Source organism: Brachyspira hyodysenteriae ATCC 27164, from assembly GCF_001676785.2.
Taxonomy (GTDB): domain Bacteria; phylum Spirochaetota; class Brachyspiria; order Brachyspirales; family Brachyspiraceae; genus Brachyspira; species Brachyspira hyodysenteriae.
In genome coordinates this window covers 1,370,169-1,392,332 of the sequence record NZ_CP015910.2, presented here as the reverse complement: position 1 = coordinate 1,392,332, position 22,164 = coordinate 1,370,169, and the positions used below count along the sequence as shown (strand labels likewise).

Below are 22,164 nucleotides of genomic sequence, written 5' to 3'. Positions count from 1 at the left end.
ATTTATTATTTAATAAAGATTAAAATGATTCAAAACCATCTGAAGTATCTTTAGAAGTATCAAATGTGTTGCCAAACTCATTATCTTTTACTGTTTTAGCTGGAGTTGGAGCAGGCATTTTTTCTTCATGATGTTTTTTTATAGGACTTTTTAATTCTGGTTTTTTGAATTCAGATTTTGTAGCAGGTTTATTTTCTTGAACTGCTTTTGAATCTGTAGTAGGTGAAGCTTTTTTTCTTTCAACTTTAGCTATATTCTTTTTATAATTAGAACCTCTTAATTTGAAGAATTCCATAGCAGATAATAATTCTTCAGCTTGAGAGAATAAAGCTTCAGAAGCAGCTGTAGCTTCTTCTACTAAAGCAGCATTTTGCTGAGTAGTCATATCCATTTGAGTAATAGCAATATTAACTTGATCAACTCCTGCCTGCTGTTCCATAGCAGTAGAACTTAAATCCTGCATAATTTTTGCAGTTTCTTCTATTTGAACTCTTAAATTTTGGAATATTTCTTTAGATTCTCTTGCAGTTTCTGTAGCAGCTGCAATTTTTTCTTCAGAATCTGCTACCAAAGTAGTAATATCTTTAACAGAAGTCTGAGTTGTTTGAGCTAGATTTCTAACCTCAGAAGCAACAACTGCAAAACCTCTTCCTTGTTCTCCGGCACGTGCAGCTTCAACTGCAGCATTGAGAGCAAGTATATTAGTTTGGAATGCTATATCTTCAATTATTTTAGTTATGGCGCTAATTTTAGAACTTGATTCATATACAGCTTCAATATTTTGAGTACTTTCTTCTATGATTCTTCCAGCTTCTTCAATAGCTTTTTTAGAATTAATCATCATATTATTACCTTCTAAAGTATGTTCAGCAGATGATTTAATTGTAGAAGCAATCTCTTCCATAGAAGAAGCAGTTTCTTCAAGTCCTGAAGCCTGATTTTCTGTTCTATTTGATAAGTCTATATTACCTTGAGCAACCTCATTAGCAGATGCTTTTACTGTATAAGCTCCGTCATATACTATTCTTACTTTTTCATTTAATTGATCAGTAATTTCATTTATGGCTATTGCAATTTCACCCCATTCATCTTTTCTCTTTTCAAATCCAGGAGGAGCACTTATTGTCAAATCTCCTGTTGATAATCTGCTCAAATCAACAGCTAACAAATGCAATATTTTTGTTATTCTGCCTATATAGAAAGTTATAAAGAATGAAGCTACTATTAATATAACAATAGTTCCAATAATAGCATATCTTTTCATTGAAGTAATATGGGCAAATAATTCTGCTGATTCTATACTCATAACAACAGACCAGCCGGATATAGGCTCTTTATAGAAAGTAGCTATTGAATCCTTATCATTAAAAGGAGATTTAAATTCATAATATCCCGATTCATTTTCTACAGCATATTTAATATAATCAGCATTTCTTAAAACTTCACTTCTAACATGTGAAGGAATAGGGTCAGCAATTACCCATCTGTCTTTATCTACGATGAATGGGTGCCCTGTATTTCCTAATTTAACCAAATTTAATTCTTTATCTATAAACTTAAGCCAATCAACCATAATTGATAAAGCACCAATAATATTTCCTGTTCCATCTTTTAAAGGAGAGAATATTTTAATAACCCATTTAGTAGAATCTGCTGGAGACTGATCTACTGTATAATGCATTGAAGATTCTCCTGCCATAATTTTCTGCCATAACTCTGTTCCGCTGAAATTTCTAGCTACACTCATTATCTGACCGCCTAAGCTATCAGCTATAACATTACCCTGTCCGTCTAATAATACCATACCTTCAATGCTAGGGTTATTATTAACAACATTTACTAATGTGGCATCAACTATAGCTTTATTTTCAGGTGTTCTTGATACTATATAATTTCTAAATTCTGGGAAACTTCCAGCTATTGATTCAGAAAGATATATGTTTTGTGCTAACCATACATTAATCATTCTTGAATAAACTTTTGTAGTAGATTCAAAGCCAAATATAGCTGAACTTCTTATTCCTTGAGAGCCTATATTGATTATTAATGTTACTAATATTATTGTCATAATAGTAACAAGCAGCATTACAAAGAACGGGATTTTAACTTTCAAGGATTGCAATTTTCTCACTTTCAAACTCCAACAATTATTTTACAAATATATTATAATTCATATATATAATAACAATATTTTTTATGAAGTCAAGATATATTTTTCATATATCTTAATAATTATCGGATATTTTTTATATATTTTTAATAATTAGATAATTTTTATATTACTTTTCATTTATTTTTTTATTTTCAGCTTCACTATTTCTCAAATAAAGAGGCAATAAATTGAAAATATTATCAAAATTATTTGATTTTATTTTGGGAATTGATAATTTTATACTGTTGGAAGCTTTTATTATATTAAAAGATTTATCTAAATCATTTATTTTATAATTTATTAATTTATCTAAAAAATAATCTCTATTTTTATAAAATCCGTCACCGCATAAAGTAAGAATTTTATTATCATTTTCTATAGAATTAATTATATTTATAAATTCATCATAAGTTAAATCTAAATTTTCTTTTATTTTTTTATTTCCAGAATATATGTCTGTATAAATACTTCCTTTTCTGGCATCTATCATACTAGCCTTTATTCCATCATAATCTTTTATATTTTCATACAGTGTATCTAAACTTGAAATTCCTATAATTGGTATATTTTTAGCATAACAAATGGTTTTTACCGTTGCAAATGCTATTCTTAATGCTGTGAAAGATCCAGGACCAATTCCTAGTACTATATAATCAATTTTATTAAGTGAGATATTATTTTCTTTTAGAAAGTTATTTAAGACAGGAAGTATTTCCTCATTATGATTTCTTACATCTTCTTTATTGTATTCAATAATAGAATTATCATCTTTTTGCAAGGCTATTGAAAAACTGCTGGATACTGTATCAAATGCTAATATATTCATGACATTAAATCTAATACTAAACCTTTAAGTCTCATAACCTTATTTGCTATAGCTATATGGTTTTTTTGTTCTGACATTATTAATCTATACAATGAATCAAGTTCTTCATTTATCTTAGAAACCACTTGATATTCACGTCCTCTTCTCATGTATGAAGATACAATTCTTATTCTGTAGGCATCTTTTACTAATTTATCTGTTAATGATCTTATTAAATCTCTAAATTTCTGGAAATCTTTCATATTTGCACTTTTTTCAAGCATATTTCCGGCATCATATATCTGTCTTTTTAATTCATCTAATTCATAAGAATATCTTTTAATTTCCTTTTCTTCTTCGAGCATTGCAGCAAATGGAGACGATGAAACAGCTACCTTCATAGAAGCATCCTGAGATGTCATTAATAGACTGTTTAAATTCATTTCTCTATTTCTTCTTTCCTGAACTCTCATTATTTTTTCTCCATAATTTATTTTTGTTAATATATTATGTTAACTTAACATGAATCAGATAAAATTTCAATATATACAACATATAATAAATCGTATTTTTACTATTTTACTTTATTACTTTATTTTTCCTTTTCAGTCGATTAATTGAAAAAAAAATTAAAAGTTTTATAATATAATAAGACTTTAAGGAAGTAACTATGAATAGAAATGAAATTTTAGAAAGATACAATCAAATATCAAATAATATTAATATAGCGAAGCAAAAATATAATATAGAATATGATATAAATATAATAGCTGTTAGTAAATATTCTTCTATTGACACCATAAAAGAATTTTTATCATTAGATATAGATTTACCGCTTGGAGAAAGTAAGGCTCAAAGCTTGAGAGATAGAGCAGGGGAGATTGCCCAATTTAAAAATAATGTTAAATGGCATTTTATAGGACGAATACAATCAAATAAAGTAAAATATATAGTAAGATACGCTGATTTAATACAGAGTGTAGATTCTATTGAAATAGCTGAATGTATAAATAAAGAAGCATTAAAAAATAATAAGATTCAGGATATATTATTACAATTTAATATAAGTGATGAAGATCAGAAAGGCGGATTTAATTTGAACGATTATTTAGATGTATATAAAAATATTATAAAAATGTCTAATATATCTATTAAAGGATTAATGGGTATAGGCAAAGATAGTGAGAATTCACTACTTATTGAAGAAGAATTTGAAAAGCTAAATACTATATATAAATCTATTAATAATCAATATAATAATCCTTTATCAATACTTTCTATGGGAATGTCATCTGATTATGAACTTGCAATAAAACATGGATCTAATATGATAAGAATTGGAAGCAGCTTTTTAGGATATTCTTAATATTACTTATTATCTATATAATAAAAATAGGCTAGGGCAGACAAAATTTTTTAGATTTTTTATATATAAAGTAAAATTAGAATTCCTATTAGGAAATAAAAATTATAAAATATTTAATCAATATATAATATTCATTCTAACTAAATTTGATAAATTTATTTTAAATAATAAAGTAAGTATTCAGACTAATATAAATACTGCATATTATAGAAGAAAATAAAAATAAATAATAATTACTGAAATCGTCTTGGTCTTTCTATTGTTATTAAATAATTCCAAACATAATAGAATATAGTATCTTCTGTTGTAAAATTCTCTACAGCTTCATCTTTTTTTAATTTAATCATAGAATTTGAGAAAGCCTCATCTTTTTGTAATTCGTCTATTTTCAAAGATAATTGATCTGTATGAGCTTTTACTTTAGCCATAAGATCTACAGGTAAATTTCTTTCATAGTCTTTACTAGTTAAAGTTTCAAGAGCATATTCTATTTTATCAGGTGTTATTCTTGCTGATATTTCTTGTTCTCTTTTAGCTTCTTCATTAAGTATATTATCAGTCCAAGTATTAAACTCATTAATCCATTCTTTATACATGTTACCGTATTTGTCGGAGTTTAAAGTATAATCATTCTTTACATCATCAGGAAGTATATTCAAAAAATTTCTATATCTTTGTTCCATAGCATATATAGAACCGCCGTCATTCTTGCATGATATAATCATTAAACTTAATATTAAAAAAAGTATTATTTTCTTCATTAGTACATATCCGTATTATTATTTTATATATTAATGCTAGATTATACTATAAAAAATAAAAAACTTCAATTTATTACTAATAAAATTATTATCAAAATATATGAGCTATGTCAAACTAAAATTTACCATACATCAATAATATTAATATCTCATATAAACGTATATATATTTGGTATATAATGTATTATCATATACAATAAAAAAATAATATATATAAGTTAACATAATACACATTATCGGAATATAAATTTATTGTTTTTCCGGGGTATTTATTATTAGATATATAATTTTTGATTATTTTGATAAGTTATACTATTACATTATAACTATATTACTATTCTATGCGCTATTATTAGTATATATAATAATAGCTCTATATTATAAACTTATTATTAATTAAACTATTTAAACCATGCATATTAAGCTATACACACTAAAAATCAAATCTATTATATTCTATATAAAAACTCTGTCAAAAATAATACCAATAATATTCATATACTTATAAGTTTTAATTTATAATCAAAATCATATAATAATTATATATATTATAGTTCTTATATATTATAGCTTGTAAATTAACAGTATTTTTACTATTTTTGGATACATTTATATATGCTTTTTAATTATTGAAATTTACCCATAATACTATACCTTATTAGCTATACTTTAATATCTCGTAATTCTCTGCCTGTCTTAATATATTATCTAAGGCTGTATTTTCAAACTCCTTAGGATATTTATGCATTTTCAAAAATCTCTTTATATCCATTTTCATTTTGGATCTTGTGGATTCCTTGCTTTGCCAATCTATATCTTCAGAGTTCTTTTCTATTATAACAGCCAATTCTTTAGCCATTGTTTTAATTTCTTCCTTATTATAATCAGAATTTATAGGAATAAGCATAGCATCATATATAGCCTTTTCTTCATTTGTAAGCCCTAAATCATTTGCCTCTTTTTCTATATTATCCAAATCATCAGAAAGATTCAAAAGCTCATCTATTACCTCAATATTATCTATAGCATTATTATTGTATCTTTCCATTATCTTTTTAATTCTGTCAGAAAATATTCCGGATTGTATTATGTTTACTTTTAAAGTGGCCTTTATTTTATCATTCAATAATTTATTCAATACTTCCAATGCTATATTTTTATACTTCATGTTTGCTATTGATTTTAAATATTTTTTATCAAACAATGAAAACTCTTTAGAATCTTCATTGCCTTCAAATATATTCATAATACCTTCGCTTTGTATGCTGTTTTCAAGTATTTTATTTATTCTTTGATTAATATCTTTTATTGATAGTTTTTGATGATTTTCAATTTTATTTATTATAACTTTAACAGACTCATATAATGCCGTTTCAACAGATTCTTCTCTTGTTATTATACTTCTGCATAATTTTTCAGCCTTCATTAATTGTACAGCCTTATCAAAAAAATCATTCTTTCCTGCTTCTTCAAGTGATGATATATGATCAGATAATTTTAGTATAATATCCATTCTTTCGCTGCTTGAACAAGTATAAAAGCTGGAATAATCTATATCTTTGAAAATGTTTCTTATATACTCAAGAGCTTCTTTAAACTTAGGCAATGCCATTTTGGCTATATCCATATCACCGTAATTATCTATATCTCTTTTAGTATAATCTTTCATAGCTTTTTTAAGATTATCAGCTATACCAATATAATCAACTAAAAGTCCTGCATCTTTATCCTTACAAACTCTATTAACTCTAGAAATTGTCTGCATAAGATCATGATTTGCTATAGGCTTGTATATGTACATCGTGTCAAGCGGCGGAACATCAAAACCTGTAAGCCACATACTAACAACAACAGCTATTTTAAAGTTTGAAGTTTTATCTTTAAACTCTTTTGCTAAATTATCCCTATGCGATTTACTTCCGAGCATTTTCCCCCACTCTACTGGATCTTTATTTGATGTTGTCATTACAGGCTTTATCATATTCTCCCAATCAGGTTTAAGTTCTAATATCTTTTTATATATTTTTATTCCTATAGGACGAGAATATGCCACAATAAATGCCTTTCCTATTAAAACATTTTTCCTTTTTTCATAATGTGCTATTATATCCTTGCATAAAGAATCTATAACATCATCAGCACCGAGTATAGCATCCATTTTTGAAAGTTCTTTTTTGGATTTTTCTATAGCCTCCTCAGTGGCTTCATTATTTTCAAGCATCATCGTGTATTCTTCATCAGCTTTTTTTAACATCTCTTCATCAAGTTTTAAATGATTCACCCTACCCTCATAATATATAGGCACTGTAACATCATCTTCAACCGCCTGCGTCATATCATAACAATCTATATAATCACCGAATACATCTTTTGTGTTTCTGTCATCTGATTCTATAGGAGTTCCTGTAAAGCCTATTTTTATAGCATTTGGGAAAGCATCATTAATATATTTAGACATATTGTATTTTATTTGTCCGTCTTTTATTTTGGACTTTTCAAGGTCATGCGAGCGATGTGCCTCATCTACCATCAATACAATATTGCTTCTCTCGGATAATGCCTCGTCATACTGCTCAAATTTTTGAAGTGTTGTAAATATTATACCGCCTGAATTAATACCCTTTAATCTTTTTATTAAATCTTGTCTCGATTCTATTTTTTCAGGTGTATTATTTAAATATGTACTTCTAGCACTTGAAAATGTTAAAAATAATTGATCGTCCAAATCTGTTCTGTCTGTAATTATAACTATCGTAGGATTGTCCAAATTTTGAGATATAACCTTTGCTGCCATAAGCATAGTAAAAGATTTTCCAGAGCCTGTAGTATGCCAAACTATACCAGCTTTCCTTGACTTTTTATTATAAGCTTCTTTTATCTTTTCAACTGCTTTATTAACAGCGAAATACTGATGATAAGCTGCTAATATTTTTATTTTTGCTTTTTCATTGCTCTCTATATAAAAAACAAAATAATGAAGAATATTCAAAAATCTTTCCTTTTGAAGCATTCCATTTATTAAGGTTTTATACTGCTGATTTATATCTGAATTTTTCTTTATAACATCAATATCTTCGCTTTCTCTTTTCCAAGCTATAAACCTTGTTTTATCTGCCGTTATAGTACCCACTTCAGCATGCACTCCGTCAGTGATAACACAAAAAGCATTATAATAGAAAAGATTAGATATCCAATTCTCCATATAATTTTTTATTTGAGTATATGCCTCATCTATAGTTTCATCATCTTTCACAGGATTTTTAAGCTCCATAAACACAACAGGAAGCCCATTCAAATATATTATCACATCAGGTCTTTTATCTTCAACATCTTTAATAGAAAGCTGATTTACAACCCAAAAATAATTATTATCTATATTTTTATAGTCAACTAATTTTATATAAGTGGATTTATTTTCATTATCAAAATAATTAACTTCAATTCCGAAAGAAAGATATTTTTGAAAGGTTTTATTTTTATCTATATAATTTAATTCCTTAAGATCGAGAATAGATTTCACAGCCTCATCAATGGCTTTATCATTAGCTTTAGTATTAATTTTTCTAAGGGCTTTATATAAAATTTCGGTAATAACAACATTTCTATTGCTATTCATAGATTGGAATTGTTCTCGTATCTCACTGCCTGAATAATATTCAAAGCCAAGATTTTTAATCATGTCTATAATATTTTCTTCAAAATCCGACTCATATATATACTTCATAAATAAACTCCGATATATGCTGAAAATTATTTAATTTATAAAAAGTAATTTTTTAAATTTGGTATAATTGCAGGGCTTTGCCCCGCCCCCCACTTCTTTTGGTGTCCCAAAGAAGCAAAAAGACTGCATTTTTATACTAAAAGGCAGTATAATATTAGCAGATTTTTTATATTCAAAATAATTTTTTAACAGCTATATTATATAGTGTATATTTATTTTGTATAAAGTCAAATAATTATAGCATTTTATGTAAAATAAAGTTCCTATTTTATACGAATTTCCCCGCTCATAAGTTTAGGCAGAATACTATCACGAATAGAGGCAAGTTTTTTGTTTTCTTCTATATTACTAATGATTTTTTCTCTTATTGTTTTAATATAATTTGTTAGATTCAATAGTTGTTTTGGAGGTAAAACTATTTTTTTATTCAATATAAACTGTTTATTAGCATGAGGTATTGCTGAACCTGTTGTATGATACATTATTTCATTTTCAATTTTTTTTAGAAAGAAAAAAACAATTTCATTAATATTTTTATTTTCAACATAAAATTTAGCCATTGTAGACGATAATATACCATTTTTACCATAAAATAATTTTCCTGAACTTGCACCATCCATTACCATTATTATATCCAATTTATCAACATACATTTTTTCTACATATTCAGTATATTCTATATTTGAATTATTATAACAATCTATTGTAAGATATTGAGAATTTAATAAGTCAGTTTTTTTTATATGAGTTTCCTTTGGTTTTTTGCCTTTTATTACTTTTAATATATTTTCTAATGTAGTAACCTCCCAACCCTCCGGTATCTCCCCTAGCTCGCTTTCTATCATCTTGCCGCCGCTCTTTTTATAGGGTTTACCTTCTTCATTAGGAAAATTGAAATTAATAAACCATTCCTTAAAAATAGTCTGTGCCGTTTCTTCTAGTATTTTATTCATACGATTATTGAGTTCTATTTTATCGTCAAGCGATGAGAGTATAGAGGCGATTTTCTTCTGTTTTTCTAAATTAGGTATTTTAAATTCTAAATTTGAAAAATCAGATTTATTTAAAATTGGTACAGCAGTTCCACTTACAGAAGCTTTAATAATACTAGAATTATTAACCAACATATAATATATAAAATCATAAAAATATTTATCAGGATTAACAATAATAGAATTTATTTGCTGATTAGTTAATACTCTATTTTTATTAATTAATATTCTCCCCATATCTGAACCGATACAAGTTACCATTATTGAATTAGGTGGAAGCATTTTATTTTTAAATTTATTTTCCCCTAATTTTGAAATTCCTCTTTCAGTATGAGAAATATATTTATTTAAATTTTTATAATCACTTGGTGTTACAAAATTATAATCGTTTCCAAAATATTCTGTATTCTTTGTTGGTGGAGTATTACCTGTTACAATCTCACCCAAATCACCTAGCCTGACTTCCTGCCAATCTTCTTTTAATTCTTTCATTATTATAAAAAACTCCTGCTATAAATTATTTCGCTGCCTGAGTCTATTATTTGCTTAAACTCTTCGCTTATATTATTATAGTCTATAATATCTACCCTATAACTTAAATCGCTTTCTTCAAAATCATATTTCAAATTCTCTATTTCATTTATACTCATCTTCCTATTTAAATCAATAGCTAAATCCAAATCCGAAAATTTTCTATTAGTACACTTATATCTCGAACCAAAAGCATAAACTTTACCAGACTTTATATTATAAGATAAAATTTTATTTATTATTTCTATATCATTATATGGTATTGATAGCATTATACTTTTTCCTTTAAATTATTTAAAAGATATTCTGCATAACTTGGAAATTTTAATGCATACTCTAAAACTTCATGAGATAAAATCCCATAATATCTATGCGATGTATTATTTCTAGCATTATGAAATTCTATCCACATATTTACATCATCTATTAAAAAATATTCGCCTGCAAGGCTGAATAATCCCTTTTTTGTAGTTTTATGTGATGTATCAGCTGAAATATTTTCATCAAGCCATCTAGCCATTAATTTCCAGCTGTTCTCATAAGCTATTTTAAAATTATGTATTACTCCTAACGATATTGTATCTATCAAATCTTTATTTTCATCTTCTTTATAGCTGTAATATACATTAATAGATTTTTCTAATGCTTTTATAGATTTTTCTAAAGTTTCAACATTTAATGGCATAATAAATCCTATATTCATATAACTGCTATAAATTATTTAATACTATAGCCTATTTCCTCTAAATTATCCTTTATTATCTTTTCCAATTTCCTGCTTTCTTTAAAACATTCGCCCAATTCTTCTGTTAAAACTTTCATCTTCGCATCAAAATCTTCTTCCTTATTATCCTCTTCTTCAAGCCCTACATATCTGCCTGTTGTAAGTATATAATCTTCTTTTGATATCTCTTCCAAAGAAGCACTTTTGCAGTATCCTTTTATATCTTTATAGCCTTTGCCTTTCTGCCAGCTATGAACAGTTTTTGCTATTGCTTCTATATCATCATCATCTAAAACCCTCTGAACCCTGCTCTCCATTCTACCGTAATTTCTTGCATCTATAAAAAGTATATGTCCTTTCTGCTTTTTATCCTTATTCAAAAACCATAATGAAACAGGTATTTGAGTTGATATAAATAATTGAGTAGGAAGAGATATTATGCATTCTATCAAATCATCTTTTATCATATTCTGTCTTATTAAACCCTCGCCTGATGTTTGAGTAGAAAGAGAGCCGTTTGCTAATACCACACCAGCTTTACCGCTTTCTGATAATTTTGACGCTATATGAGAAAGCCAGCCGTAATTCGCATTTCCATTTGGAGGAATGCCCCATTTCCAGCGATAATCATCTTTTAAAGCATCTGCTCCCCAATCTGACATATTAAAAGGAGGATTCGCTAATATATAATCCGCTTTCAAATTTTTATGCAAATCTTCAAAAAAAGTATCCGCATTATTCCTTCCCAAATTGCCGTCTATTCCATGTATTGCTACATTCATATTACATAGCTTCCAAGTTGTAGGGTTGCTTTCCTGTCCGTATACTGATATATTATTTACGCTTTCAGAATGTGCCTCCAAAAACTTTGCACTCTGTACGAACATTCCTCCGCTTCCGCAGCAAGGGTCATATATTCTACCTTTATATGGTTCTAATATTTCAACTAAAAGTTTAACTATTGGCGATGGCGTATAGAACTCTCCGCCTCTTTTTCCTTCGGCAGTTGCAAATTGCGATAAAAAATATTCATACACATTTCCCAATATATCTTTTTTATTTTTATTGGCTATTTTTATATTAGAAAATAAATCTATTATCTCCCCTAGCCTTCTTTTATCAAGTTCAGGACGGCTGTAATTTTTGGGAAGTATGCCTTTCAATTTTGTATTATTTTCTTCAATTTTAAGCATAGCCTCATCTATAATAGCACCTATCTCATCAGAACGTGCATGTGATGATATATAATTGAATCTTGACTCCTCAGGCAAATAGAATATATTTTTTTCTCTGTATGCTGCTATTTCATCTTGCATATCAAAGCCTTCTTTTACAAGCTCATTATATCTTATTTCAAATTTATCAGATATATATTTCAAAAATACAAGTCCAAGTATTACATACTTATATTCCGAAGCGTCTATATTACCTCTTAATTTATCAGAAGCAGCCCATAATTCTTTTTTTATATCCTTATCATTTTCTGAAGCAAGCATTTTTTATAACTCCGAATTATCTATTTATAATATATAATATACTATAAAAATATTATACTTACAACAATTATTTTTTTAATAAAATATTTGACATATAAAATAAAAATATTTATTATTTTATTATACAATAAAAAGGAATTTAAATGGCTACCATAAGAGAAATAGCAAAATTAGCAGGAGTTTCAATAGGAACAGTTGACAGAGCTTTAAATAACAGAGGACGCATAGATCATGACGTAGAGCAAAAAATATTGGATATTGCCAAGTCATTAAATTATAAACCAGATAAAATAGCCAAATCATTAGCCATTAGAAAGAAGAAATTTAAAATAGCTGCAGTTCTTAATACTTATAATAATTTATTTTTTGAAGATGTCATTAGAGGTATAGAAATAGCTGGAAAAGAGATAGAAGAATTTGGAATGTCTATTATTATAAAAAGATGTAAAGACTTTGATGCTGATAATCAATTAGAACTCATTGAAGAAGCTATTAATGAAGGAGCTAATGCTATGGCTATAGTTGCCATAAATGATGAGAGAGTAAAAAATAAAATATCTGAACTTTATAATAATAATTTTCCAATAGTGCTTTTAAATTCTTTTGTTGATAGTAAAGACTGCATAGCTTATGTAGGATGCAATTATGATCTAGCCGGAGAAATAGCCGCTTCACTTTTAAATATTATATCAAATGGAAACAACATTAATTTACTAGTTTTTTCTAATAATTTCAATAAAATGCTTGGAAATAAAAAGCGTGTTGACAGTTTAGTAAGCAGACTTAATTCTGATTATAAAAATGTAAATGTACAATCAATAATAGAAATGGAAAAAGATAATAATCTTAATTTTGATAAAAGTAAAAATAACTTATTAAAACATATGGATACCGATGTTGTTATATGCCCTGGTGCAGAAACTAGTAAATATGTTATTAATGCTATTAAAGAATTAGGTTTATATAATAAAATAAAAATCATAACTTATGACTGTTCAGATGTTGTAAAAGAAGGACTTTTAGACAGAGGTATAGTTGCTTCAATAACACAAAATCCAAAAGAGCAAGGATACAGAGCAATAAAAGTTTTATTTGAATATTTACTTACAAAAACTATACCTGATAAAAGATATACCTATATAGAAACACAAGTAATATTTAGAGAAAATTTATTGTAACTCTACCCTACTCTATTTTTCAATTTTATTATTTAATTAGATAAATTTATAATGAAATTTATCTGTATTACCACCATTTTATAAGTTCTGTTATTTCTTCTCTATATTCAACAAATTTAGGATCTGCTATATTTCTAGGATGTTCCAAATCTATATGTATTTCTTTTTTTATAGAAGTTGGCTTATTAGTCAACACTAAAACTCTTTCACCTAAATAAACAGCTTCTTCTATATTATGAGTAATAAATATAATTGTAGTACCCAAAGTTTTCCATATATTTAAAAGCTCATCTTCTAATTTAAATCTCAAAGAAACATCTAATTGCCCATAAGGTTCATCCATCAAAAGCAATTCAGGCTCCACAGCAAATGCCTTAGCTATAACTACCCTTTGAAGCATACTAGCAGAAAGCTCGCTTGGATAAAAGTTTTTAAACTTCTCAAGCCCAACCATTTTTATTACTCTGTCTGCCCTCTCTTCGATAACATCTTGAGGAAGTTTTTTTATTTTTAATCCGAACTTAACATTCTCCTCTACTTTAAGCCAAGGCATAGTGGAATATTCCTGAAATATATATGCTATATCATGTTTTTTTAAGTCAACATGTTCGCCGTCTATCTGTATGGCTCCGTAAGTTGGTTTGTATAACTTTGTAAGGCTATTTAAAAATGTAGTTTTACCGCAGCCAGTAGGTCCTACTATGCATAAAAACTCACCTTTCATAACATTAAATGATATATCATTTAAAACCAATAAATCACCGAATTTTTTTGTTAATCTTGAAACTTTTACTTTTACTTCTCTAGTATCATTTGTCATAAATATATCCTTTTTATGTTATAAAGTTATATCCATATTATCATTTATTTCATTTCTAATTTTAAGGAAATTAGGATCAGTTAATCTTCTAGGTCTAGGCAAATCTATAATATATTCTTTTTTTACAACCGTAGGACAGTTTGTAAGAAGTATTATTCTGTCACCCAAATAAACAGCTTCTTCTATATTGTTAGTAACAAATACAACAGTTCTTTTTTCTTTCTGCCAAATCTTTTCAATTTCTTCTTCCATCATATACCTAGTTTGTGCATCCAAATGTCCGAAAGGCTCATCAAGAAGCATAACAACAGGTTCATTGCAATAAGCTCTGGCTATTCCTACCCTCTGCCTCATACCTCCGGATAATTGATTCGGATAACTATTTTCAAATCCATTAAGTCCTACTAAATCTATATAATATTTTGCTTTATCTCTTCTCTCTTTCTTTGGTATTCCCCTTGCTCTAGGCCCAAACTCTACATTTTCCATAACAGTCAAAAAAGGAAATAAAGCAGTAGTTTGATATACAACTCCCCTTTCCGGATGAGGTTCAGTTACCTTTTTACCATTAACTTCTATATCAGAATTTTCTGCTGTTTCAAGTCCTGCTATTAAATTTATCAATGTTGTCTTTCCGCATTGACCAGGTCCGAATAATACAACAAATTCATTTTCCTTCACTTCAAGACTTATATCTTTTATAACTTCTTTATATCCATGCTCACTGAAAAAGACTTTATTAACATGATTCATTTTTATAATAGTTTTATTTTCCATATTGACGCCTCAAATTAATTATTATATACCAGTAGAATTCCAAATAGTTAATCTCTTTTCTATATATCTCATTAAAGAAGATAATAATAAACCAACTATACCTATAGCTATCATACCAGCTAAAACTTGAGGTATATTTGCCGTATCAGAACCTCTTATTATAACCCAACCTACACCAGCAAAAGAACTAACCATTTCAGCTGCTAATACACCCATCCAGCTTACTGAAAAACCTACCTGCATACCATTGAATATTTGAGGTACAGAAGCCGGAAGTATAACATGCAAAAATATATCTCTCTCATTAGAGCCAAGCATTTTAGCAGCTCCTATTAAAGTAGGATTAACCTGAGAACTTCCTGCATAAGCATTCAAAGTAACATTAACAAAAGTACCAATAAATATTATAAATACTTTAGGTACTTCGCCTATTCCAAACCAAAGTATAGCCATAGGTATCCAAGCTATAGGAGGAATTTGTCTGAACACTTCAAAGAATGGTCTTATTATTGCTCTTGCATATTTATTAACACCCATAGATATTCCTAATATTATACCTGTTACAGCACCTATAGCAAAACCTGTTAATACTCTGAATATACTTATTAATATATGTCCCAATATAGTTTGCTGACCTATATTATGAGTTAAACTCCATACTAAAAATTTAAATACCTCTAATGGTTTAGGTGTGGTAATTTTTATAGGAGTATAAGTTGTTAATAATTGCCATACAATTAAAAATCCTATTATAGATATAACAGCCCAAATAGTTTTTTCAAAATCAGATAATTTTAATCTCTTTTTTTCTTTATTTTTCATAAATTACCCCTAATTATCTTTTAACATATTTTTTTTCTAAATAGCCTAATCCAACAGATAAAATTGCTCCTACAGCTCCTATTGTAAGCATACCCACTATTATTAAATCTGCTCTTGCTAACTGTCTGTTTAACTGTATCATAAAACCTAAACCTCTGCTTGCTGCAAGCATTTCAGCTGCACATAAAGAAGTCCAAGAAGAACCTAGAGATACTCTAAGTCCTGTAAATATATAAGGTAAAGCTGTTGGTATGGCAACTTCTTTAAGCATTTGTCTTCTTGAAGCTCCAAAAGTTTGTGCTACCCATAAATGTACTTGAGTAGTTGCTTTTATTCCGCTATAAGTATTAATTACACAAGGTACAAATGCTGACATAAATACTATTGCTGATTTTGCTCCTAATCCTATTCCAAACCATAATATCATCATAGGTATCCATGCTATAGTTGGTATTGGTCTTATAAGGTCGAATAATGGAGTTGCTACTAAATTAAATTTTTTGAACCAAGCCATACATATTCCAAGAGGTATTCCTATAGCAGCTCCTAAAAAATAACCGGTTAATGCCACTTGCAAAGATGCTAATATATGCTGAAACAATGTACCATTATCAGGTGCTTTATTTGTAAGTTTATAAATAAAAGATTTAAAAACTGTATAAGGACTTGGAAGAGAATATGAAGGAAATAATTTAAATACATCTGTTATTAACTGCCATATTATAAGAAATACTACAACAGATATTACAGATATAATAAAAAATTTGCTTTTCTCTTTCTTTTTATTGGCTATGACGATTTTTTCTTTTTCTTTTAATGAAATATTTTCTATATTCTCTTCCATATACATAGTCCTTTTTTATTAATTAATTTAAGTAATTATTGTTCAATTTAATGCTTTACCTAATAATTCAGTATCTACATTTTGGTCAACAACAGTTAATTTATCCTCTGTTATTAAAGACTGGCTTGCAAAGAAGTCAGCTGTTATTCTTACAGAATCACCTGTTTTTATATTTTTGATTTCTTCTGTTGTAACAAAAGGACGAGTTTGAACTTCAGACTGACAAGCTTCTAAAGTAGAAGTAGATCCATTTTTTGTATACCAATTTAATAATTCTTGAGCAGCCATATTAGGATCAGCCTGTAATGCATCGCATGCTTCTAAGAATGCTTTAATATATAACACTATAGTATCTTTTTTATTATTGAAAGCTTCATCAGATACTATTATTGAATCGTACTGAGGTATATTTAATGTAGTTAAACTTGAAACTATTTTCATTCCATCAGCTTCAGCAGAGAAAGAAGTTGGAGGATTCAAAGCAGCAGCATCTATTTTTTTAGCTTTTAAAGCTTGATATGCCTGAGGGAATTCCATATGAACTATATTAACTGTATTAGGATCAACATTTATAGCTCTAAGCCAATGTATAACATTTAAATGAGATATTGTTCCAGTAGGTACGGCTATAGTTTTTCCTTTTAAAGTAGCAGCATCTCCATAAACTTCTGGAAAATCTTTATTAACGCCCTTAACTGTTAATATATCAGAATCAGGATTAACTAATACTTCTATACCGCCTTCAGAGTGTCCTATATCAGCTACAACATGAGCATTATAATTAGCCAAAGAATATACAGAAGCAGCACTTAATGTACCAACTTCCCATAAACCAGCACCTAATGCTTCATTCATAGGACCGCCTGATGGGAAATATACAGTTTCAATTTTAAAACCATATTTTTCATCTAATTTGTTATTAATCATATACTCAATAGGTACAGAGTTTAAAAATGGCATTACAGCCACTTTCAATGTTGTTGCATCACCAGAAGATGATGATCCCTTATTAGCACATGAAGCTAATAAAAACAAACATGCAATTAAAACTAATGAAGTAATAATTTTCACTGTTTTTCTCATTTTGATATCTCCTTAAAATTATTAATTTATTATAAATAAAAGAATTACCAACTAGCATATCTTCTGTTCAATGGATCGCTGCATTCTATCATCTTATGACACATCTCTAATAATAATTTATTCTTTATTTCATCATATTCTTTATTAAAAAATAAATTATTTTCTTCATTAGGATCTTTTTCTAAATCATAAAACTCTCCATATTCTTCATCTAAAAATATTGAAAGTTTATATTGTTTAGTTCTGTATGTCTTTATAAATATACCCCTATCATGAGCATCATAAGTAATTACAGCACCTTTTTTATATGTTTTATTTTTATCTTCACCTATTAAAATATTCTTTATGCTATGACCTTGTATACCATAAGGAATTTCTTTTCCTAACATATCTAATATTGTTGGCAGTATATCAATATTTTCTATTATTTCATCACTTCTATTTTTTACTATACCTTTACCATAAAATAATAATGGTACCTTTATCAAGCAATCATACATAAAAGGTCCCTTTTTCAAAAGACCATAATCTCCTAAATATTCTCCATGATCACTTGTAAATATTATTATTGTATTATCAAATTCATTTTTCTCTTTTAATTTATCTATTATCCTTCCTATCTGAGAATCTATAAAACTTATCATTCCATAATAAAGTTTTTTTATTTCTTTTATTTCTTCTTCACTATAATGATGTTCTTCTCCGCCTCCTGGCCAATATCCTCTATCACCCTGTTTAGTCAAATGCTCTGGTCTTTTTTTATCTAATTTTAATTTACTATTAAGTTCTTTTGGTTTAATATCTTTATAAATATCATAATATTTCTTTATAGGATCAAATGGATGATGAGGATCTACAAAACTTACCCACATAAATAATGGTTTATCAAAATTAAAATTATCTATCTCATCAATAGCTTTCTGTGCTGTCCAATAAGTTTGATGCAATTCTTCTGGTATAGGATTGATTCCATCTATTCCTTTACCTATTTCTAAATTGCATCCATGACTATTAGCAAAATCTAAATATTCTCCCTGCTTATCATCTTCTGTTATATGCGTTATATCAAATCCATAATATGTTTTATCTCTTTCTCTTACTCTATCTCTTTTTGGTACATCCTCAAATTCCCAATTTAGATTTTTAAGCTGAGGTCTGAAATGCATTTTACCTGAAGCAACATTGAAATAATTATCTTCTTTTAAATAGTCTGCTAAAGTTACTTCATCTTCATTTAATTCTGTTCCTATATTCCAAGCTCCTATATTCATGGGATATCTTCCTGTAAAAATAGAAGCTCTTGAAGGAGTACATACAGGACTTGTACAAAAAGAATTGGTAAATACGCTTCCATTTTCTGCTAATTCATTTAATACGGGAGTCTTTACCTCATCATTGATATATTCTATAGAATCAGCACGCATTTGATCTGCTGTGATTAATATTATATTTGGTTTTTTACTATTCATAAATTTAAATCTCTTTTATAGTTGCGTGTACTGTAACATATATAATTATAGTATAGTAAATAAATAATTCATTGTCAATTTTTTTATCAAATATTTTTATTTTATAATGAATAATGTCATTAATGATTATATAGTTTTTTAATTATAAAGTATAATTAATAAGAAAATGTATTAATTTATTATAAATAAAATAATTAATAACTAGTGATTTGTAATTTTATTATTACATGAAACTGTCAAAGAAAATAAAATAATAATATATTTTTTTAATCATTATAAAAACAGCCTTTGCTGAAAATACGACCTCAAAAAATTATATCATTAATTGTATATAGTTCAATAATATTTATATTATATAATTAAAAATCCTCTAGTTTGGTATTAAAATTTCGATACTAATAACACTATATAGGAATATTTTAAATTAATTATAAAAGGCAATATTGATATGAAAGGCAAACGTATAATAATAATAGGTGCAGGACTTCTTCAAGTACCAGCAATACAAATAGCTCAGGAAATGGGACTTTATACAATAGTATTCGATTATAATAAAGATGCACATGGTATGAAAATAGCAGATTATCCTATGGTAGTATCCACAAGAGATGTTGATGGAAGTGTAAGAGCTGCGAGAGATTTAAGTCAGAAAATGGAAATACATGGTGTTATTACGGTAGGTACAGATGCTTCTACTACTGTAGCTGCTGTAGCTAATGCCTTAGGACTTCCTGGAAATAGATTTGAAGATGCTTATGCTGCTTCAAACAAGATAAGAATGCGTGAAAGATTCAAAAAAAATAATGTGCCTCAGCCGAATTTCTTTCCTGTATGGAATTATGAAGAAGCAATGGAAGCATATAAACATTTAAATACTCCTGTTGTTGTTAAACCTGCTGATAATATGGGAGCCCGCGGTGTAATGAAAGTGTCTAATGAAAGTGACATATTAAGTGCATTTAATAGGGCAAAAAGTGCTTCGCCTTCAGGAGAAGTAATAATGGAAGAGTTTATGGATGGACCTGAATTATCTATCGATATGCTTATATATAATGATGAAATACATGTTACAGGAGTTGCTGATAGAATAATAGAATTTCCACCATTTTTTATAGAAACAGGTCATATTATGCCTTCTGCATTAGAAAAAGAAAAGATAGATGATGCAATCAATGTTATGAAAGCTGGTATAAAAGCATTAAATTTAAAAATAGGTGCTGCTAAAGGTGATATAAAAGTAACAAAAAATGGTGCTATGGTTGGAGAAATTGCGGCAAGATTATCAGGCGGATTTATGAGTGCTTATACCTACCCTCTTGCTACAGGTGTAAATCTAATAAAAAATGCTATAGAAATAGCATTAGGTAATCCTCCAAGTGATTTAAAACCTAAATGGGATAAAGTTTCTGTTGAAAAAGCATTTCTTCCAGGTATAGGAATAATAGAATCTATTGATGGTGTAGAAAATGCTAAAAAAATAGAAGGTGTGAAAGAAGTATTCATAAAAACCAAAGCAGGAGATATATTAGTAACACCTACAAACAATTTAGAGAAAGCTGGTAATGTTATAACTGTAGGAAAAACAAGAGATGAGGCTGTGGCAATAGCAAATAAAGCTATAAATGCAGTTCATTTTAGACTTACAGATGAAAAAAGCATAACTGTAGAAGAAATAAAAAGAATAGCTCAGGAAAAATTAGCATCAAAACATAATGTCAATTACCTATTCAAAGATAATATAGATGAAAAAACAGGACTTTCTAATTATTCATTTAATCCAAGTATTATACATGAGGAAAAAGAAGTAAAATTAGAAACAACTTTATTTAACATGCATGTTTCTCAGCCTGTGATAATAGACACTATACATAATTTATCAGAAGTAATAGATGGTATAATGGATATAAGAGAATATTATGAAACAGTAATGGATAGTGCTTCTAATTGCGAAATATTAGCTATATTGAATGACTTTAATAATGAGGAGTTATTTGAATTGTCAGTAAAAACTGTTAAAGGAAAAAAAAGAGGTATTATCATGATTGATGGTAATAATAGTCAGGATATTATACTTCAAAGATTAAGAGAATCTGAAAAGAATGGTGCTTGTGCTGTAGGAATAGATTTCTCATATTGCTATAATATAAATTCAAATGACAAAATATATGTAAGAAGTGAAAAAGAATTATCAAAAATGATAAAAGAAATAGATATACCTATAATAATTAAAGGAATATCTAATGAAAATGATATACATAATATTAATTCTGCCCATGCAAATGCTGTATATTTTTCAAATAATAATAAGTATGCATTAAAAGGTATGGAAAAAGTTGCCGATACTATTAACAGAGTGGCTTGTAATTTGCATAATAGTCATAAAATGCAATTATTATGGCTTGCAGAATCTCCTAGATATGGAACAGATGTGTTTAAATATTTCATGTTGGGAGCTAATGCCGTTTCTATAACAGAAGAAAGTTTTATTGCAGCTATAAGTAAAGGCAGAAAAGGACTTGAATATGCTATCTATTCTAATAAATTAGAATTAGAGAAAATGATGAAAGTTTTTGGACAGCCAAAACTTAAATTTAATAATGCAATATGGCGCAAAAATTAG

Annotated in this window: 18 protein-coding genes; 3 read left to right on the top strand and 15 right to left on the bottom strand. The window is 27.8% G+C overall.

Annotated features, from left to right (window positions below; all coding sequences use genetic code 11):
- Window positions 1–19: 19 nt before the first annotated feature.
- The 3 genes from BHYOB78_RS06230 to BHYOB78_RS06220 all read right to left on the bottom strand — a co-directional run bounded on the left by BHYOB78_RS06230 (window position 20) and on the right by BHYOB78_RS06220 (window position 3,430).
- Complete coding sequence (locus BHYOB78_RS06230; protein WP_020063535.1) at window positions 20–2,131, bottom strand: methyl-accepting chemotaxis protein; 2,112 nt, start codon at window positions 2,129–2,131, stop codon at window positions 20–22.
- 148 nt (window positions 2,132–2,279) lie between these two features.
- A complete protein-coding gene (gene tsaB, locus BHYOB78_RS06225) occupies window positions 2,280–2,978 on the bottom strand; it encodes a tRNA (adenosine(37)-N6)-threonylcarbamoyltransferase complex dimerization subunit type 1 TsaB (RefSeq protein ID WP_012669991.1) in 699 nt (232 codons plus the stop codon).
- Window positions 2,975–3,430, bottom strand: coding sequence for a YaaR family protein (locus tag BHYOB78_RS06220; RefSeq protein WP_012669990.1), 456 nt, complete (start codon window positions 3,428–3,430; stop codon window positions 2,975–2,977). The genes tsaB and BHYOB78_RS06220 overlap by 4 nt, the downstream gene beginning before the upstream one ends.
- Window positions 3,431–3,627: 197 nt before the next feature.
- Here BHYOB78_RS06220 and BHYOB78_RS06215 point away from each other — a divergent pair, with 197 nt between their 5' ends.
- Window positions 3,628–4,323: a YggS family pyridoxal phosphate-dependent enzyme gene (locus BHYOB78_RS06215; RefSeq protein ID WP_020063534.1), complete on the top strand. Its 696-nt coding sequence runs from the start codon at window positions 3,628–3,630 to the stop codon at window positions 4,321–4,323.
- Window positions 4,324–4,556: 233 nt separating this feature from the next.
- Here BHYOB78_RS06215 and BHYOB78_RS06210 read toward each other — a convergent pair whose 3' ends face one another.
- The 6 genes from BHYOB78_RS06210 to BHYOB78_RS06185 all read right to left on the bottom strand — a co-directional run bounded on the left by BHYOB78_RS06210 (window position 4,557) and on the right by BHYOB78_RS06185 (window position 12,551).
- The gene (locus BHYOB78_RS06210) at window positions 4,557–5,084 is read right to left on the bottom strand and encodes a hypothetical protein (protein WP_020063533.1); all 528 of its coding nucleotides are present in this window, start codon (window positions 5,082–5,084) and stop codon (window positions 4,557–4,559) included.
- Window positions 5,085–5,742: 658 nt separating this feature from the next.
- Window positions 5,743–8,808 carry a type I restriction endonuclease subunit R gene (locus tag BHYOB78_RS06205; RefSeq protein WP_020063532.1) on the bottom strand — a complete coding sequence of 1,022 codons (3,066 nt, stop codon included), beginning with the start codon at window positions 8,806–8,808 and terminating at the stop codon, window positions 5,743–5,745.
- A gap of 263 nt (window positions 8,809–9,071) precedes the next feature.
- Window positions 9,072–10,292: a restriction endonuclease subunit S gene (locus BHYOB78_RS06200; RefSeq protein WP_020063531.1), complete on the bottom strand. Its 1,221-nt coding sequence runs from the start codon at window positions 10,290–10,292 to the stop codon at window positions 9,072–9,074.
- A 2-nt stretch (window positions 10,293–10,294) separates the two neighbouring features.
- Complete coding sequence (locus BHYOB78_RS06195; RefSeq protein WP_020063530.1) at window positions 10,295–10,603, bottom strand: nucleotidyltransferase domain-containing protein; 309 nt, start codon at window positions 10,601–10,603, stop codon at window positions 10,295–10,297.
- Window positions 10,603–11,016, bottom strand: coding sequence for a nucleotidyltransferase substrate binding protein (locus BHYOB78_RS06190; protein ID WP_239649053.1), 414 nt, complete (start codon window positions 11,014–11,016; stop codon window positions 10,603–10,605). The genes BHYOB78_RS06195 and BHYOB78_RS06190 overlap by 1 nt, the downstream gene beginning before the upstream one ends.
- A gap of 32 nt (window positions 11,017–11,048) precedes the next feature.
- The gene (locus BHYOB78_RS06185) at window positions 11,049–12,551 is read right to left on the bottom strand and encodes a type I restriction-modification system subunit M (RefSeq protein WP_020063528.1); all 1,503 of its coding nucleotides are present in this window, start codon (window positions 12,549–12,551) and stop codon (window positions 11,049–11,051) included.
- A 143-nt stretch (window positions 12,552–12,694) separates the two neighbouring features.
- On the opposite strand from BHYOB78_RS06185, the gene BHYOB78_RS06180 reads away from it, so the two are divergent.
- Window positions 12,695–13,729: a LacI family DNA-binding transcriptional regulator gene (locus BHYOB78_RS06180; RefSeq protein WP_020063527.1), complete on the top strand. Its 1,035-nt coding sequence runs from the start codon at window positions 12,695–12,697 to the stop codon at window positions 13,727–13,729.
- Window positions 13,730–13,796: 67 nt separating this feature from the next.
- Here the strand turns inward: BHYOB78_RS06180 and BHYOB78_RS06175 are convergent, their stop codons facing one another.
- From BHYOB78_RS06175 to BHYOB78_RS06150, 6 genes are read right to left on the bottom strand one after another with little or no spacing between them, the layout of a single operon-like run.
- On the bottom strand, window positions 13,797–14,549 hold the full coding sequence (locus BHYOB78_RS06175) for an ABC transporter ATP-binding protein (protein ID WP_020063526.1): 753 nt from the start codon (window positions 14,547–14,549) through the stop codon (window positions 13,797–13,799).
- Between the two features lie 18 nt (window positions 14,550–14,567).
- Entirely contained in the window at window positions 14,568–15,326 is a 759-nt protein-coding gene (locus BHYOB78_RS06170; RefSeq protein ID WP_020063525.1) for an ABC transporter ATP-binding protein, read from the bottom strand.
- 21 nt (window positions 15,327–15,347) lie between these two features.
- Window positions 15,348–16,148: an ABC transporter permease gene (locus tag BHYOB78_RS06165; RefSeq protein WP_020063524.1), complete on the bottom strand. Its 801-nt coding sequence runs from the start codon at window positions 16,146–16,148 to the stop codon at window positions 15,348–15,350.
- Window positions 16,149–16,161: 13 nt separating this feature from the next.
- Window positions 16,162–16,992, bottom strand: coding sequence for an ABC transporter permease (locus BHYOB78_RS06160; protein WP_014487861.1), 831 nt, complete (start codon window positions 16,990–16,992; stop codon window positions 16,162–16,164).
- A 42-nt stretch (window positions 16,993–17,034) separates the two neighbouring features.
- Window positions 17,035–18,075: an ABC transporter substrate-binding protein gene (locus BHYOB78_RS06155; RefSeq protein WP_012669978.1), complete on the bottom strand. Its 1,041-nt coding sequence runs from the start codon at window positions 18,073–18,075 to the stop codon at window positions 17,035–17,037.
- 44 nt (window positions 18,076–18,119) lie between these two features.
- Window positions 18,120–19,544: a sulfatase family protein gene (locus BHYOB78_RS06150; RefSeq protein ID WP_020063523.1), complete on the bottom strand. Its 1,425-nt coding sequence runs from the start codon at window positions 19,542–19,544 to the stop codon at window positions 18,120–18,122.
- A gap of 448 nt (window positions 19,545–19,992) precedes the next feature.
- On the opposite strand from BHYOB78_RS06150, the gene BHYOB78_RS06145 reads away from it, so the two are divergent.
- On the top strand, window positions 19,993–22,164 hold the full coding sequence (locus tag BHYOB78_RS06145) for an alpha-hydroxy-acid oxidizing protein (RefSeq protein WP_020063522.1): 2,172 nt from the start codon (window positions 19,993–19,995) through the stop codon (window positions 22,162–22,164).

Excerpts from the sequence above, each read along its gene's own strand:
- BHYOB78_RS06220 (WP_012669990.1), bottom strand. The coding sequence starts at position 3,430 with ATGAGAGTTCAGGAAAGAAGAAATAGAGAAATGAATTTAAACAGTCTA.
- BHYOB78_RS06190 (WP_239649053.1), bottom strand. The coding sequence starts at position 11,016 with ATGCCATTAAATGTTGAAACTTTAGAAAAATCTATAAAAGCATTAGAA.
- BHYOB78_RS06145 (WP_020063522.1), top strand. The coding sequence starts at position 19,993 with ATGAAAGGCAAACGTATAATAATAATAGGTGCAGGACTTCTTCAAGTA.
- BHYOB78_RS06185 (WP_020063528.1), bottom strand. The coding sequence starts at position 12,551 with ATGCTTGCTTCAGAAAATGATAAGGATATAAAAAAAGAATTATGGGCT.
- BHYOB78_RS06195 (WP_020063530.1), bottom strand. The coding sequence starts at position 10,603 with ATGCTATCAATACCATATAATGATATAGAAATAATAAATAAAATTTTA.
- BHYOB78_RS06215 (WP_020063534.1), top strand. The coding sequence starts at position 3,628 with ATGAATAGAAATGAAATTTTAGAAAGATACAATCAAATATCAAATAAT.
- BHYOB78_RS06200 (WP_020063531.1), bottom strand. The coding sequence starts at position 10,292 with ATGAAAGAATTAAAAGAAGATTGGCAGGAAGTCAGGCTAGGTGATTTG.
- BHYOB78_RS06170 (WP_020063525.1), bottom strand. The coding sequence starts at position 15,326 with ATGGAAAATAAAACTATTATAAAAATGAATCATGTTAATAAAGTCTTT.
- BHYOB78_RS06175 (WP_020063526.1), bottom strand. The coding sequence starts at position 14,549 with ATGACAAATGATACTAGAGAAGTAAAAGTAAAAGTTTCAAGATTAACA.
- BHYOB78_RS06155 (WP_012669978.1), bottom strand. The coding sequence starts at position 18,075 with ATGAGAAAAACAGTGAAAATTATTACTTCATTAGTTTTAATTGCATGT.
- BHYOB78_RS06205 (WP_020063532.1), bottom strand. The coding sequence starts at position 8,808 with ATGAAGTATATATATGAGTCGGATTTTGAAGAAAATATTATAGACATG.
- BHYOB78_RS06160 (WP_014487861.1), bottom strand. The coding sequence starts at position 16,992 with ATGGAAGAGAATATAGAAAATATTTCATTAAAAGAAAAAGAAAAAATC.
- BHYOB78_RS06150 (WP_020063523.1), bottom strand. The coding sequence starts at position 19,544 with ATGAATAGTAAAAAACCAAATATAATATTAATCACAGCAGATCAAATG.
- BHYOB78_RS06180 (WP_020063527.1), top strand. The coding sequence starts at position 12,695 with ATGGCTACCATAAGAGAAATAGCAAAATTAGCAGGAGTTTCAATAGGA.
- BHYOB78_RS06165 (WP_020063524.1), bottom strand. The coding sequence starts at position 16,148 with ATGAAAAATAAAGAAAAAAAGAGATTAAAATTATCTGATTTTGAAAAA.
- BHYOB78_RS06210 (WP_020063533.1), bottom strand. The coding sequence starts at position 5,084 with ATGAAGAAAATAATACTTTTTTTAATATTAAGTTTAATGATTATATCA.
- tsaB (WP_012669991.1), bottom strand. The coding sequence starts at position 2,978 with ATGAATATATTAGCATTTGATACAGTATCCAGCAGTTTTTCAATAGCC.